General features: G+C 60.5%; 9 protein-coding genes and 1 tRNA gene. 6 read left to right on the plus strand and 4 right to left on the minus strand.

What is annotated here, in order from left to right:
- Positions 1-10 precede the first annotated feature (10 nt).
- Together IVB42_RS14295 and IVB42_RS14300 are read right to left on the minus strand one after the other, a co-directional pair.
- Entirely contained in the window at positions 11-1195 is a 1185-nt protein-coding gene (locus tag IVB42_RS14295; protein WP_247294795.1) for a hypothetical protein, read from the minus strand.
- Between the two features lie 198 nt (positions 1196-1393).
- Positions 1394-2614, minus strand: coding sequence for an SMP-30/gluconolactonase/LRE family protein (locus IVB42_RS14300; RefSeq protein ID WP_018457497.1), 1221 nt, complete (start codon positions 2612-2614; stop codon positions 1394-1396).
- 276 nt (positions 2615-2890) lie between these two features.
- Here IVB42_RS14300 and IVB42_RS14305 point away from each other — a divergent pair, with 276 nt between their 5' ends.
- The 5 genes from IVB42_RS14305 (at position 2891) to IVB42_RS14325 (ending at position 7414) form a co-directional block, all read left to right on the plus strand.
- Positions 2891-3154, plus strand: a complete 264-nt coding sequence (locus IVB42_RS14305) for a hypothetical protein (RefSeq protein WP_018457498.1) — start codon at positions 2891-2893, stop codon at positions 3152-3154.
- 429 nt (positions 3155-3583) lie between these two features.
- The gene (locus IVB42_RS14310; protein WP_018457500.1) at positions 3584-5146 is read left to right on the plus strand and encodes a 2-isopropylmalate synthase; all 1563 of its coding nucleotides are present in this window, start codon (positions 3584-3586) and stop codon (positions 5144-5146) included.
- Between the two features lie 170 nt (positions 5147-5316).
- Positions 5317-6321: a TRAP transporter substrate-binding protein gene (locus IVB42_RS14315; protein WP_018457501.1), complete on the plus strand. Its 1005-nt coding sequence runs from the start codon at positions 5317-5319 to the stop codon at positions 6319-6321.
- 193 nt (positions 6322-6514) lie between these two features.
- On the plus strand, positions 6515-7138 hold the full coding sequence (locus IVB42_RS14320) for a Spy/CpxP family protein refolding chaperone (protein WP_018457502.1): 624 nt from the start codon (positions 6515-6517) through the stop codon (positions 7136-7138).
- A gap of 200 nt (positions 7139-7338) precedes the next feature.
- Positions 7339-7414: transfer RNA gene (locus IVB42_RS14325), tRNA-Lys, on the plus strand.
- Positions 7415-7475: 61 nt separating this feature from the next.
- Here the strand turns inward: IVB42_RS14325 and IVB42_RS14330 are convergent.
- Complete coding sequence (locus IVB42_RS14330) at positions 7476-8498, minus strand: tyrosine-type recombinase/integrase (RefSeq protein ID WP_247294793.1); 1023 nt, start codon at positions 8496-8498, stop codon at positions 7476-7478.
- 706 nt (positions 8499-9204) lie between these two features.
- Between IVB42_RS14330 and IVB42_RS14335 the strand changes: the two genes are divergently transcribed.
- Positions 9205-12555, plus strand: coding sequence for an adenylate/guanylate cyclase domain-containing protein (locus IVB42_RS14335; RefSeq protein ID WP_247294791.1), 3351 nt, complete (start codon positions 9205-9207; stop codon positions 12553-12555).
- Between the two features lie 48 nt (positions 12556-12603).
- On the opposite strand, the gene IVB42_RS14340 is transcribed toward IVB42_RS14335, so the two are convergent.
- Positions 12604-14013, minus strand: a complete 1410-nt coding sequence (locus IVB42_RS14340) for a patatin-like phospholipase family protein (protein ID WP_247294790.1) — start codon at positions 14011-14013, stop codon at positions 12604-12606.
- Between the last annotated feature and the right edge of the window lie 1562 nt (positions 14014-15575).

Consider the following 15575-nt stretch of genomic DNA (forward strand, 5'->3'; position numbering starts at 1 on the left):
GAATGCTCCCTTACACAATGAAATCCTTCGCATGGAGATCCGCGGTATGGATTCCCGCCAGCGTAATCGTATCGGTCGCCGTCAGGTGGATCACCGCGTTTCCTGTGCTGTCATCGCTGATCAGGCTTTTCAGCGCCGCCCAGTCTGCGAAGCCGTAATCGTGCAAATTGATCAAATCATGCTCTCGCGCCGTGCTGCCGACAGCCTTGTTGCCCTGGTCGAAATCGTTGATCACGTCCAGGCCCGAATTTTTGTCGAAGACGAATCTGTCGTCGTTCGGTCCGCCCCAGAGCTGGTCATTTCCGCCACCGCCATTCAACATGTCCTTGCCGCCGGTGATCGAGCCGGCTGTGAACGGAGCGTAGGTCTGTGCGTCGCCATACAGGAAATCGTCGCGGCTGCTGCCGAGGAGGATATCATCTCCGCCATGCGCATTGCCTGACATGTTCGAGGCGTCTCCGACGAGCACGATGGACGTGGAGTCCGGGTTGCCGTCGACGGTCGCGATCAGGATATCGTTGCCGCCACGGGTATCGTCGCTCATGTAGCCGGCGTCTCCGACCAGAGACGCGCCGCCGGATCGGGCTGGGGCACCGACGGTGTAGATGAGCATGTCGTTGCCGCCGTGCGCATCGCCGCTCATGGAGACGAGGGCATCGCCGGAGATTGAAGCGCCGCCGTAACTGCCGCCCTGGGTCACGCTGAGGATATCATTGCCGCCACGCGCGTGATCGCTCATGGAACTGCCGGAATCTCCGCCGAACGTGCCGGACGATCTGTTTCCCATCGATGCAATGACGACGTCATTGCCGCCCCCCGTGTCGGCTGACATGGCGGTTTCGGCATCGCCAAAAATGCCGAGAGACGCGTAGATCGATGTCGATGCATCGACATGAAGTACATCGTTGCCGCCATGGGCGTCGCCGGACATCGCCTGCGCATCGCCGTCCAGGAACACGTAGTCCCCGAAGCCTGTGACGGTCGCGGCGAGATGGTCGCCTCCTCCGTGAGAATGTCCTTGGAGGGTCTGGTCGTCGCCAACGAATATCAGGACCGCGTTGCCACCGTCGACGGTCGCGATCATCTTGTCGCTGCCGCCGCGGCCTCCGTTCGGAAGGCCCGGGTCTCCGAACTCCGTCACGAATTGCTGGTTCCCCACGCTGACGATGATGGTGTCGTTCGGCATACGGCGCATCGCGCAACTCCCGGTTCAAGTCGGGCGCGAGAACGAAGAGCATCATGCCTTTGCACCGCGCTGCGGCCTTGCCGCGCGATTCAATCTTCGTTGGATTAATGGCGGAGATTTGCCCGCGGCGTAATTTGATTGCGATCAGGGAACCGCGGGCGCCGGCGATCCACGCCGACGCCCGTGCTTGCGATCTTGCGCGCGGGCTCAGCCCGGTCCGGCGCCTTGCGTGGCCGTGTACACCGCATAGAGCGATTGGCTCGCCGCCATGAACAGGCGATTGCGCTTGGGGCCGCCGAAGCAGACGTTGCCGCACACTTCGGGCAACCGGATGCGGCCGAGCAGCTTGCCCTCCGGCGACCACGTCGTCACGCCGCTGTAGCCGACGGCGCGGCCGGCATTGCTGGAGGCCCAGACATTGCCGTTGACGTCGCAGCGCACGCCGTCCGGTCCGCACTTCACACCGTCAATCACGCACTCGCTGAACCGCTTGTGGTTGGTGAGCTTGTTGTCGGCGCCGACGTCGAACACGAATATTTCGCCCTTGCCGCCGGGGCCGGTGTCGCCGGGTCCCTTGCCAGTCGAGACGACGTAGAGCTTCTTGAAGTCCGGCGAGAAGCACAGCCCGTTGGGATCGGGCACCTGCTCCTCGGTGACGACGAGATCGACACGGCCGCTAGGGTCGATGCGATAGCAATTGGTCGGAAGCTCGCGCTTGCCCGGTGCGAAGCCGGCCGGCTGTCCAATCCGAGGATTGAGCTTGCCGCCGGAATTGCTCGGACCGCCCACGGCATCGGGCTCACCTTCGTAGAGCTGGCCGCCATAGGGCGGATCGGTGAACCAGTAGCTGCCGTCAGGATGCGCGACGACGTCGTTCGGCGAGTTCAGCTTCTTGCCGTTGTAATTGTCGCAAAGCACGGTCGCGGTGCCGTCATGTTCATAACGCGTCACCCGCCGGGTCAAATGTTCGCAGGAAAGTTGACGGCCCTGGAAATCGAACGAGTTGCCGTTGGAATTGTTGGACGGCGAGCGGAACACGCTGACGCGACCGTCGTCTTCGCTCCAGCGCATCTGCCTGTTGTTGGGAATGTCGCTCCATAGCAGATAGCGGCCCTGTGCACTCCACGCCGGGCCTTCAGCCCACAGCAAACCCGTATAGAGACGCTTGATCGCAGTGTTGGGCTGCGCGAGATCGTTGAAGGACGGATCGACTGTGACGACATCGGGGTCCCAGAAATAGGTGGTCGGCGCGCCGTTGGGACCGAAATCGCGTGGCGGGGTGGTAATCGTCGTCGGCGGTGCGGCTGGTCCGGTCTGGGCCAGCGCGGAGCCGGCGCCGGCAAAAGTGGCGGCGCCGAGCGCAAACCCCTGAACGAGCGTTCGTCGTGAAAGCGCAGCATCCTGGTCACGCTGCTTTTGGCGTGTCATCGCGTCCTCCCGGTCATGTTCGGCTAGCCGGTTGATCCGGCCGAGCAGGGCAAGGTTAGTCCGGTCCGATGACGGTTGCGAGGGGGAGGTACGCATCCTCAGCGAGATCGGGGCGGCAAAGCGCTGCAACGTCGAACATGGAAACGACAAATTCATCAGGCGTGACGGGGTTTACCGGAGCTGTCTTCGGGACATTGCCAAGCAGGGGAATGTCAAGCCTTGACCTCCTGCGCGATGCTGGCAGAACGTCATTCGGGGCGTAAGTCGGAGTTTACTGTGGTCGCTGTCGTCGTACTGGTTTTGCTGCTCGGGATTGCATTTGCGGCCGGCTATTTCACCCGCGACTACGTCTCCCGAAAAAGACGAGCCGAGGCGCGCCGCTGGCGTGAGTACAGCGAGCCGGATTGGCTCAGTGCCAACGCACCAGCCAACACCAACGATATCGCGATCGCTGGCACGGCTACGCCGGTTGCCACCAGCGAGCTCGGTCAGATGCTGAACCGCTGGGAGAGCAGGGCTCGCGCTCGCCGCTCGGCATAGCTTGACCGCCTTGCCGGCGTTCGGTCGGCCAAACAATTGGCACCGGTCACGCATCCGGCGCTGCGATCATGTCAGCCCTTCTGTCCATCTTTTGGCGTTGCGGTTGCTGCCATTTCTCGTCTAGAAACGACGCATCGAGCCTCCCGGCAACCAACCGTCAACGGTTTTGACCGAGGATTTGAGGGCTCAAAGGGTCCGGTAATGCTGATTCGCGGCCAAATCGATGGGATTTCGGGGGAGGTGGCTCTTGCCGCCGCCGCGATCCCGGCCGCGCTGCTGCCTACCCTCCTGATTGGCGGGCTTCTTCTTACTTGCCCCTGAGGGCCGGCTGGGCGCCATGCGCCTGGGCGCTCAGGGGTTGGTCGAGATCACCGGACACCTCAAGCGCCCAGAAGACTGACGGCGCAAAAAGCTCAAAAGGAAATTCAAATGGCCCCCGTGAACAAGTCCGATAAGGACCGCGTCATCATTTTCGACACCACCCTGCGCGACGGCGAGCAGTGCCCCGGCGCCACCATGACCTTCGAGGAGAAGCTCGAGGTCGCCGAGATGCTGGACGATATGGGCGTCGACGTCATCGAGGCCGGCTTCCCCATTACCTCGGAAGGCGACTTCCAGGCGGTCAGCGAGATCGCCCGCCGCTCCAAGAACGCCGTCATCGCCGGTCTGTCGCGTGCCCATCCGGCCGACATCGACCGCTGCGCAGAAGCGGTGAAATTCGCCAAGCGTGGCCGCGTCCACACCGTGATCGCGACGTCGCCGCTGCATATGCGGGTGAAGCTGAACAAGACCCCGGAGCAGGTGCTCGAGACCTCGGTGGCCATGGTCGCGCGCGCCCGCAACCAGATCGACGACGTCGAATGGTCGGCCGAAGACGGCACCCGCAGCGAGATGGACTATCTGTGCCGCATCGTCGAAGCCGTCATCAAGGCTGGCGCCACCACGGTGAACATTCCTGATACCGTCGGTTACACCACGCCCGACGAATACACCCACTTCATGAAGACGCTGATCGAGCGCGTGCCGAACTCGGACAAGGCGGTGTTCTCCGTGCACTGCCATAACGACCTCGGCATGGCGGTGGCGAACTCGCTGGCAGGCGTCATTGGCGGCGCGCGCCAGGTCGAGTGCACCATCAACGGCATCGGCGAGCGTGCCGGCAACGCCGCGCTGGAAGAGATCGTGATGGCGATCAACGTGCGCAACGACAAATTCCCTTTCTGGAATAAGATCGACACGACGCAGCTGACCCGCGCCTCGAAGGTGGTGTCGGCGGCGACCTCGTTCCCGGTGCAGTACAACAAGGCCATCGTCGGCCGCAACGCGTTCGCGCATGAGAGCGGCATCCATCAGGATGGCGTGCTGAAGGACGCTTCCACTTACGAGATCATGCGGCCCGAGATGGTCGGCCTCAAGCAGTCCTCGCTGGTGCTGGGCAAGCATTCCGGCCGCCACGCCTTCGTGCACAAGCTGGAGGAGATGGGCTACAAGCTCGGTCCGAACCAGCTGGAAGATGCGTTCACGCGGATGAAGGCGCTGGCCGACCGCAAGAAGGACATCTACGACGAGGACATCGAGGCGCTGGTCGACGAGGAGATGGCGGCTTCGCACGACCGCATCAAGCTGACCTCGCTGACCGTGATCGCCGGTACCCATGGCCCGCAGCGCGCGACGATGAAGCTCGATGTCGACGGCCAGATCAAGATCGAGGAGGCCGAAGGCAACGGGCCGGTCGATGCCGTGTTCAACTGCATCAAGCGCCTGGTGCCGCACGAAGCCAAGCTCGAGCTGTACCAGGTCCACGCCGTGACCCAAGGCACCGACGCGCAGGCCGAAGTCTCGGTGCGGCTGTCGCACGAGGGACGCGCGATGACCGCGCGCGCGGCGGATCCGGATACGCTGGTGGCCTCAGCAAAGGCCTATCTCGGCGCGCTCAACAAGATCGTCATGAAACGCCAGCGCGACACCGTAACGACCGCGGCGGCGAGCTGAGGTGGCTACTACCGCCTCTTCCGGAAGCGGGAGAGGCGGTGCTTGCGGCGTTCACCATGAATGGCTGCCCTGCTAACGACCAATAGCAGCTGGTGATGTCGACCTGTATTGATGCTGACGGCATAGGCCACCCGCGCGCCCGGTGGCCCAAATAACAACAGGGAGAGATTATGCGCACCTTCGCGATCGCTGCGTCCATCGCGGTCCTGGCACTTGGCTTGACCGGGCCGGCATCGGCCCAGTCGCCCATCATCATCAAGTTCAGCCACGTGGTGGCCACCGACACGCCGAAGGGCAAGGCGTCGGAGAAATTCAAGGAGCTCGCCGATAAGTACACCGGCGGCAAGGTCAAGGTCGAGATCTACCCGAACTCGACGCTTTACAAGGACAAGGAAGAACTCGAGGCGCTCCAGCTCGGCAGCGTGCAGATGCTGGCGCCGTCCAATTCCAAGTTCGGCCCGCTCGGCATCCGCGAGTTCGAGGTATTCGATCTCCCCTACATCCTGCCTGATCTGAAGACGCTGCGGAAGGTGACGGAAGGTCCGCTCGGTGCCAGGCTGCTCAAGCTGCTCGAACCGAAGGGCATCACCGGCCTCGCCTATTGGGACAACGGCTTCAAGCAGATGAGCGCCAACAAGAAGCTGGTGACGCCGGCCGACTATCAGGGCGTCAAGTTCCGCATCCAGTCCTCGCGCGTGCTCCAGGCCCAGTTCAAGGCGCTCGGCTCGCTGCCGCAGGTGATGGCGTTCGGCGAAGTCTACCAGGCGCTGCAGACCGGCGTCGTCGACGGGCAGGAGAACACCTGGTCGAACATCTATACCCAGAAGATGCACGAGGTGCAGAAGTACATCACCGAGAGCAACCACGGCTACATCGGCTACGTCGTGATCGTGAACAAGAAGTTCTGGGACGATTTGCCGGCCGACATCCGCGACCAGCTGACGAAGGCGATGAAGGAAGCGACCGACTTCAACAATACGCAGTCGCAGAAGGAGAACGAGGACGCGCTCGCCGAGATCAGGAAGAGCGGCAAGAGCGAGATCATCAAGCTCACGCCGGAGCAGGACGAGGCGATGCGCAAGGCCATGGAGCCGGTCTACAAGGACGCCGCAGGCCGCGTCGGCCAGCCGCTGATCGACGAGTTCCAGAAGGAAGCGAAGAGCACGACGAACTGATTTGAACGGAGGTTGAAAGGGGCTTCCGTGCCTGGCGCGGAAGCCCCTTGGGTTGCGAATGATTCCGATTGCGACTGAACTAAAATTCAGGAGCGTTACATCTTGGAAAGGACTCGCTCCCTGTCCAAGTTGTAAGTTGCGCGTAAGCCGCGCTGCGCTCATCCTCACGACATCCTTCCAGAGGAGAGTTCGCATGAGGAAATTCACCATCGCCGCCATCGCCGTGCTCAGCATCGCCGGCTCGGGCGCGGTCTATGCCCAGTATCATCGCCCGTGGATGCACGAGCACATGCGCCACATCCGCATGAACCCGGAAGACCGCGCCGCCATGGTCGACGCGCGGATCGCTGCCGTCCATGCCGGGCTGAAGCTCAACGCCGACCAGGAAAAGCTGTGGCCGCCGGTCGAGGCCGCCGTGCGCGACTTCGCCAAGCTGCGCATCGACCGCGCCAATGCGCGGATGAATGCCGGAGCCGGCGATGCCGGCAAGGACGCTAACAAGGACGCCGTCAGGCCGGAGGATCCGGTCGCCCGCCTGCGTCAGCGCGCCGAGGACATGGGGGCAACGTCGGCGGCCCTGAAGAAGATCGCCGATGCCGCCGATCCGCTCTACAAGACCCTCGACGAGGGCCAGAAGCGGCGCCTCGCCGTGCTGACCCGTCACCGCGGCCCGTTCGGCGGCGGCGAAGACGGCCCGCGCCGCCACTTCATGGAGCGTGGCATGGACCGCATGATGGAGCGCGGCATGGACCACTTCCACCGCGACCGTTTCGACCGCGACGATGGCCCGGACCGGGACCGCGAGGGCCGGCTCTGAGCCTACAAGGGTTGCCGCGATCAACCCTGGCGAAGCCGCTGGAATCCAGCGGCTTTTCGCTTTTTTGGGGGATGTGGGCACGCCCTTGGCGTACCCTTGGCGTACCCTTGGCATACCCTTGGAAAACTTACGTGCCATCGCTTGCCAGACCCGGATCGCTTTGCTAAACGACCGGCCTCGCAAGGCTTTAACCGCCTTTCGGGCGCATAGCTCAGTTGGTAGAGCAGCTGACTCTTAATCAGCGGGTCCCAGGTTCGAGCCCTGGTGCGCCCACCATATAATTCAAACACTTTGCGGGCTGAGCAAACGGCAAAACCAGCGCCGTTTACACCACCGTTTACAGTTTTGTTCTCGCTTCGAGCTTCACCACCGCAGCTTCAGCGAGCTGAATGTCGCGACCGAGGTAGTGCGCATCGAGAATGGCCTCGACGTCTTTCAACGAATGACCTGTGACGGCTGCGATCTGTGGCACGCTGGCGCCTGCGATTGCGAGGCGCACCACTGCCGTGCCGCGCAGGTCGTGAAAGGTCAGTTCACCCATACCGGCGCGCTCACATGCCCTTCCCCAGGACGTGCGAAAGCCGTCCGACGTCCATGGCCGACCGAGCGTGTTGGTCAGGATCAGGGGGCCTCGGCGCTCGGTGATATCGAGAAGGGTTCGCAAAGGCGCGCCGGCTGGCATCGCGACGCGCCGCCCGCCTTTAGACTGGCGCAGGCGAATGTAGGGGTTCTCGTAGGCGGACCAGGGCAGTCGCAGCAAGTCGCCTTGGCGCTGGCCACTCCACAACGCCAGGACTAAGGCGGGCTGGATCTCGCTAAAGGCGATCGCAAGAACCGCTGCGATGTCCTGCTCGGTCCAAATCTTGTCTCTGCGGTCTGCTACGTAGAGGCGGCCCCCGCGCTCGCATGGGTTGGTCGCGATGATGCCGCGGTCTTTTGCGAACGACATGATCCGCGCCAACGTGGTCCAGGCGTAGTCCGCCTTACGTGGTGTCTCGGCGAACAGGTCGCGCCAGGCCTTGAACTCACCACGCACTCGACGATCGGCCAGAGCTGCCACCGGCAGGTCGCCGAATTCATCTTCGATCAGCTTAATGTAGGCGAGGTACGCACGACGGGTCGATGCCGCTAGTCCGGTGAACTCTGGTGCGGCCTTGTACTGCGCAACGATCGTCATGAAGGTGCCGGCGCGGGGCTGCCGAAGGCTCGCATGCGCATCGTGATACTCTCGAACGAAGTCTGGCGCACCGGGCTGCGCATGGATGGCGGGGCCCCCACGCCATGCGTAGCAATGTACTTTCGTCTCGCCATTTGCGAGCCGTCTCTTGACCTTATGAATTCCTTTCAGAACGACGCGCACGGTTCATCCTCCATTCGTCCAAGGCCGCACCCTCTGTCTCGCAGTTTTTGGCGTCGCCTACGCCGCTCAGGGTCTGTCGCTCGGCACGGATATGCTGGGCCCATTTCCTCTGCGAGGAACTGGAGCCTTACTTTGGCTACGACAACACCACTAGGGCGACCGATAGGAAGGTTTTCTTCTTCACCCTAGTCGACATCAACTGTGCGAGGTCGCTGAACGAACGCAAGGTCGATCTGAAGCCGATAGCGTGCAAGCTGCAGCGGGGGCTAGCCGACTGCATCGGCCGCCAGGATCGTCGTCAGCCGTCGATTTGGCCGCTCTATCGCCAAATCTCCCTCCTGGCTCGGTCGGACCCAGTCTACGCATTTAGCTCCAGGTGCCAAGGGATTCGGTGATGAGGGGGAGCTGTTCGGTATGTGGGCTTCTGGTCCCTTAACGAGGCATGCATTGATTGCCCGCTTATGGCCCGTTAGCGAAGTACCGGCACATCTCGACTAGGTCCGCTTAATGAGGCATGGCGGACCAGATTTGCTTAGGTTGAGTTCTTCGCACTTTGACCCCTAACAGACATCGCGCCCAGCGGCGTTCACTTTTCGCCTGGGCCACTGTGTTACATTGGGCAAGACGTCCGGCGCTTCGGTCGACAGATGTGCCTTCGCAAGCCTCTCCAATGTGCTATTCTCATCGTATAAGCCATAGGTATACCATGGCAGGTATTGCAGAGTGGCTAGCATCGATCGGTTTGGGCGAGTACGCCGAGCGATTCCGCGAAAACGCCATCGACCTCTCGGTCGTTCGCGATCTCACGGAGCAGGATTTAAAGGATTTGGGCGTCCTGCTTGGGCATCGCCGCAAGATGCTGCGCGCGATCGTAGAACTTCAGAGAGAGGTCCTGCGAACGCCTCAAGCGGGCGCTAAGCCGGCCTCGACGGATCACGCCGGCCGGCGTCAGCTTACAATCATGTTTTGCGATTTGGTCGGCTCGTCGGCACTTGCGGCCCGCCTTGATCTGGAGGACCTGCGGGCCGTAATGGGCACCTATCACCGCTGCATCGCGGAGGTTGTTGCCAGGAATGAAGGGGTTATCGCGCGGTACATGGGAGATGGCGTGCTCGCCTATTTCGGTTATCCCCAGGCCCACGAGGATGATGCCGAACAAGCGACACGCGCCGGGCTGGCGCTGGTCGATGCCGTAGCTAGCCTCCGGACAGAACCCGCCACCGAGCTGCAGGTTCGCGTTGGCATCGCTACCGGTATGGTGGTCGTGGGCGATTTGACCGGCGAAGGTTCAGCTCAAGAGCAGACGGTCATTGGCGAGACGCCAAACTTGGCTGCGCGCCTGCAGACCTTCGCCAATCCCGGTACCGTGCTGATTTCCGAAAGTACGCACCGGCTCACTGATGGGCATTTCGAGTTCCGCAATCTCGGCCCTGTCGCGCTTAAAGGATGGGCCGAGCCAATGCCAGCCTGGCAGGTACTGGGAACAACCGAAGTGGAAAGCCGCTTCGAGGCACAGCACAAATCTCGATTGGCGCCGCCAATCGGGCGTGACGAGGAAATCGAGATGCTCTTGCGTCGCTGGCAGCACGCCAGGCGTAGCGAAGGTTGCGCGGTGATGCTCACCGGAGAGCCCGGTATCGGCAAGTCGCACATTGCGCTGGCGCTTGAGGAGCGGCTCCAAGGCGAACCGCATATAACGGTGCGCCAGTTCTGCTCGGCGCACCACACCAACAGTGCGCTGTATCCTTTCACCCGCCAGCTCGAACGCGCTGCCCGGTTCGAGCGGGGCGACCCGCCCGCAGAGAAGTTCGCTAAGCTCGAGGCTCTGCTCGTGCGGGCTGATGCCGACCGCGTGTTGCTACCTCTGGCCAACCTTCTGTCCCTTCCACCGAGTAACCGCTACCGTATGCCAGAGCTGAGCCCGCAGAAGCGCAAGGAGCTAACGTTAGCGGCGTTTTTGTCCCAGCTAACTGGCTTGGCCGCAAGACAGCCGGTGTTCGTCATTGTAGAGGATGTCCATTGGGCAGATCCGACGTCGCTGGAGCTGCTCACGATGACCTTGGAACACCTACCCCGGCTTCGGGGGCTGCTGCTCATCACGGCGAGGCCAGAGTTCACTCCGCCGTGGCCAGGTCATGCGCATGTGACGACGATCTCGCTCACGCGGCTGAACCGACGCAACGGGGCGGCGTTAATCGAGCGCGTCACCGCTGGCAAGACGCTCCCGGAAGAGGTAATGGACCAGATCCTCGCCCGCACCGATGGCGTGCCCCTATTCGTGGAGGAACTGACCAAGACGGTGCTCGAAACCGGGCTATTAAATGAACAGGACGATCACTACGTCCTCAACCGTCCTCTCCCCCCGATGGCGATTCCAACGAGTTTGCACGCATCGCTGATGGCAAGGCTCGATCGATTGGCTCCAGTGAGGGAGGTGGCTCAGATCGGCGCTGTGGTGGGTCGCGAGTTCTCCTACGAACTGCTGAGCACCGTAGCCGGGTTGTCAAAAGAGAGACTTGAGGAGGCGCTTGCTCAGTTGGTTCGCTCGGAGTTGATATTCTGCCGGGGCGAGATACCGCAGGCAATCTATACCTTCAAGCACGCGCTTGTGCGGGACGCTGCCTACTCGGGACTCCTGAAGAGCCGACGCGCAGCGCTGCATGCTGCGATCGCGGGTGCCTTCGAGCAACGGTTCCCGGACCTTGTGGAGACTCAACCCGAAACTCTTGCGCATCATCTGACAGAGGCCGGCCTGTTTCAAAAGGCGGAGGCATATTGGCTGCAGGCAGGCAAGAAGGCCGCCATGCGCTCGGCCAACCTTGAAGCCATCGCACACTTGCAGCGGGGTATCGAGGCCTCGGGCCATCTGCCAGAAGGCGCCGGAAAGGATAAGCTGGAACTTGCCTTCCACTTCGCCCTTGGGCCCTGCCTGATCGCTACGCAAGGGCCAGCCTCGAACAAGGCGATGGCAACCTTTGCCCGCGCGCGCGAGCTGTGCGAGCGCCTGGGAGACCCTCCCGAGCAACTCCAGGTGATGTTCTGGTTGACCACTGCGAGCGTAATGCGCGGTGAGTTGCCGGTCGCCGAGGAAACGATCGCGGCCCTGCTCCAGCTCGCCGAAGCGCGCGACGATCTACCGGCGTTGCTCAACGCGATGCGCGGGCAGGCAATGATCCGCCTCTTCATGGGACAGCTTACCGGTGCCCATGAAGCGATTGGACGCGCCTATGAAGCGTTCGAGGCGAGCAGCGAGGACGACAGGCTGGCGGCGCGTTCGGCCGGCCAGGATGCCGGCGTGGCGGACCTGGCGCTGATGTCGTGGGCGCTCTGGCTGCTCGGCCAGCCCGATACGGCAATTGTGCGAATGGACGCTGCCATTCGGCGCGCAGACGCTATAAGTCATCCGCATTCCCAGGCGTATGCCTGTTACTACGCATGCATTCTTCACGCGCTTCGCGGCGAGTTCCTGGTCGCGCAAGGTCATGCCGAACGTTGCATCGCCCTTTCCGAGGAACATGGATTCCGGCAATGGCGCCTGGCGCGCGCCCTTCGGGGCATATGCGTGGCTTCGCTCGATCCTTCACCCAGCGCACTGGGGGAGATCGGTGCCGTCTTGGACGGATATCGCAGCGCCGGTTATCAGCTGGCCATCACCGCGCTCGACGTGTTGTTGTGTCCGCCATTGTTAAATAGTCACGACTACGAGGCCGCGCTGGAGTTGATCGAGCACGGCCTAGCTACAGCTAACCGTAACAGCGAACGAATCCTAGAAGCCGAACTGTATCGTCTAAAGGCACGGGTGCTGGTCGCCCGCGGTGGACCGGCCGTGGAAGCCGAGGCGCAGGCGCTGCTCGACCGGGCATTGAGCACGGGAAGAAGTCAACACGCCAGGACGCTTGAGCTCCGCGCCGCAACGGACCAAGCTGCTCTGTGGATCCATCAGGGCAGACGCGAGGAAGCGCTCAATTTTCTCGCGCCGATTTATGCCAGCTTCACCGAAGGGTTCGAGACGCATGATCTAAAGGTGGCAAAGGTGCTTCTCGATGGGCTACGGTGATCAAGCCGGGACAACGCTTGCGCAGATTTAAATCGCAACGCGATCTGCTTACTTGGGCTTGGCACCACTAGCCGCCCTCTTTAGAGCCGCATAAGTACGATCTCGCAGCTCTAACCAATTCGGGTCGTCCTGTGGATTCTCGTTTATGAAAATGGGCTTGAGCAGCTTGTCGTCTTTACTATTCGCCTTAATCTCGTTTTCCGCTTTGTTAAATGCATCGATTGCTTGTTTAGCGGCGGCGTATCCTAGCGTTATCGAATTTTCGAGATTGCTGTGGTTCCACTTGAAATTGATGTGCCCCGGCACGTGAATCTCGACGACTACGCCTCTCCAAGGCGTTTTCCCGTTCCTCCTGTCCACGGCTGGTTTGTCGAGCATCCCGCACTCGACCGCTTTCTCGAGTATTCCGGCTTCGGCTGCTCTGTCGAGTGTGTGCGCCTCTTTGACGTGATATTTGAAAAGCTTGACGTCATCCTCACCGACCGTTGCCGCAAACAGTTGGCAGAGATTTGCTAGTGCATCGTGAAGATTTTCCGGAACGCGGATTTGCTTCGCATCGACGATCCGGCTCACCCAGATTTCATCCAAATCAGGGTGCTCCTCGAGCAAGCTATCGAAGTTCACAGTATCGACTAACGCCCCTTCGCAATATGTAACTTGGTCGATCTCAACCGTCCCTTCGACGAAGGGAAGAGACGAACACGCACACAGGCTGCGTGAGTCGATAGCTCCCCTGTACTGCTTTTTCTCGTCCTCCTTCATCCGACGATTGGAAAACAACGCCAGCTTCTGTTCGTCGAGATTCCAGGCGTTGTGATAGATGTGTGGCATACCGTCCTTTTTCAGCTCGTCGAAGTTTATGCTCTTCATAAACTCGCTATCCGGATAGTTGATCCTGGATAGGCCGTTGACCTTGGACAAGTACACCAGGGAGGTGAGGTATCGGACAAGTGGATTAGGTGCGAGCACCTTATTGAGTATCCAGTTGTTGATGTCTCCTTCGCGCCATTCCTTGAAGGGTTGTTCACCACGAGGCAGACGATTGAACCAAGCGGACATGTTGCCCTGGATCTGTTCCATCATTTTGTACGGTTGCCATCGGAAATCACTGTAACTTTTGGGATCGGTGACGAAGTCCTGGAAGGCCTTGATGTTGGCGTTCCAATCCGTCCCGAATACGGTGTTTATGGGGAAACGCTCATAGCCTTCATCGTCCCGAAACACGCCGTCCCTGAAGAATTCATAGGTCAGCTCGGCTCTGCTTTTGTTTTCTTTTTTGATTTTTTCTTCATCGAATTGATTGTAGACGATGCCAACCCAGGCGCCGATGCAGGACAACGCCCACACATCAGACTTATCGTCGAACGTCTTGCCGTCCTCAGCAAGTGCTTTCAGAACCCCGATGTGTAGCCCTGCTGCCGGTCCGCCGCCGCCGAGCGTAATCGCTCTCTTCACCATTGGTTCCTCCCATCTATTTTATCGTGTGGCTTATTCTCCGATCGAGTTTCCGAATTGCGTGAAGAGGAAGAGATTAATCGTTTTTGGGATCATTGGAAAGCGCGGTTGAGGTGGATATTCGACGCTTTCTTGGACCTTCGCATCGAACTAGCGCACATACGCTAGGAGCGCGAGGACTTGGTATCGTGCGATTACGTTTGACCCTCTCGTACAGGTGTGAACCAGTTCGCGTTAGATATTAATCGCTGACGGTAGTAGGAGTAGCTGTAGTCCATTTCGTGACTTCCGGTAATGGCGCGTCAGCGAACTCGCTGAGCGCTTCGTTGAGGTCCGCTCTGTACGGCAAGGCGGACCAGATTTGCTCCGGTTGAGTTCTTCGCATTTTGACCCGAAGTCGTCCTTGGACGGAGCATGCGCTGACCTCCATGGAGAGCGCACCTACGATCGATAAAATCCACTCTCTAAGAGAGACGTGCCTTTGCGACCAAAAAACAATCCTACACATCGTCGCGGGCGTTTTGATGGCCCGGCAAATGACGCCCGAGTACCGAACGAACGTAGGTTACAGTCGCCGCGCAGTGAGATCGCCCGCGGCTATGTCGAAGATGTTGGCAAACTGTGAGGTAGTTTATATCCCTGCATTCTTGGCCCACCCTAATGTGGCAGAGGCTTCTTACTTTAAAGGAGGCATCCAATGCTCGCCGCAATCAAATGGAACTCCCGATATAGCGCTCGCGAATGGGTGATGATGGCTGGGGTGCTCGTCGTCCAACTCCGCACACTGAATGCAAACCGACAGAAGGGTGAAAGCAAGCCAAAGCGGCCACTCTGGAAACACTTCGACGACACTCATCATTGGGACTCAACCGCGGAGGAATGGGTCCCCGACAAGATCAGTGATAGTGCAACGCATTATGCGTCCCGCAGGCCGAGTTCCGAGACTCCCTCTCACTAGTGGGCCTATCGAGCGGTGCGGTCGCGCACAAGTAGCTGGATCGGGATGTGCGTGCCTCTGGCCGCTTGATAGCGATCCAGCAATTGCTTGGGCCGTTTGCCGGCCGCTTTGGTAAACAATCTGGATAACAAGGCCATCGCGCGCGTCGAGCAAGACACTTTCATCTGTCACATGCGTCAACTTGCCTGTCTTTCCCGACCGCATTCGCCGCATTCTCGAAGGAATGCCGCCTCCGTCGTCGATGATCAAAGTTGGCGCGCGCCAAGCCGTGCAAAGTGGCATATACTCGTAGTATTACAGCCTAACGAAAGAATGCCCCCCGGAACAAATGCAACGCGACGTCCTACGTCAGGAGGACGTCGCGATGCAATTGTGCATCACAACCAGAGGGGAAGTTGCTATGAAGCGACGTTCATTGCTCTTGGCATTGTGTTCTTCCGCCTTCATCTCTGCACCGGCACTGGCCGATGAGGTCAAGCAGGAGGCCGAAAAATTAGCCGTCGCCTACACCGTAAGCGCGATTTTCTCCGCACGATGACGCCCGCGCTTTTGACGGATGGCCTTCGTATCGAGGGCGGCATCTGACCCGTTCAGGCAGCGGCGGTTT

The organism is Bradyrhizobium sp. 45 (genome assembly GCF_023073155.1).
In the GTDB taxonomy this organism is placed as follows: domain Bacteria; phylum Pseudomonadota; class Alphaproteobacteria; order Rhizobiales; family Xanthobacteraceae; genus Bradyrhizobium; species Bradyrhizobium canariense_D.

Coding starts and splice junctions, on each gene's coding strand:
- IVB42_RS14295 (WP_247294795.1), bottom strand. CDS start 1,195: ATGCGCCGTATGCCGAACGACACCATCATCGTCAGCGTGGGGAACCAG.
- IVB42_RS14300 (WP_018457497.1), bottom strand. CDS start 2,614: ATGACACGCCAAAAGCAGCGTGACCAGGATGCTGCGCTTTCACGACGA.
- IVB42_RS14310 (WP_018457500.1), top strand. CDS start 3,584: ATGGCCCCCGTGAACAAGTCCGATAAGGACCGCGTCATCATTTTCGAC.
- IVB42_RS14315 (WP_018457501.1), top strand. CDS start 5,317: ATGCGCACCTTCGCGATCGCTGCGTCCATCGCGGTCCTGGCACTTGGC.
- IVB42_RS14320 (WP_018457502.1), top strand. CDS start 6,515: ATGAGGAAATTCACCATCGCCGCCATCGCCGTGCTCAGCATCGCCGGC.
- IVB42_RS14335 (WP_247294791.1), top strand. CDS start 9,205: ATGGCAGGTATTGCAGAGTGGCTAGCATCGATCGGTTTGGGCGAGTAC.
- IVB42_RS14340 (WP_247294790.1), bottom strand. CDS start 14,013: ATGGTGAAGAGAGCGATTACGCTCGGCGGCGGCGGACCGGCAGCAGGG.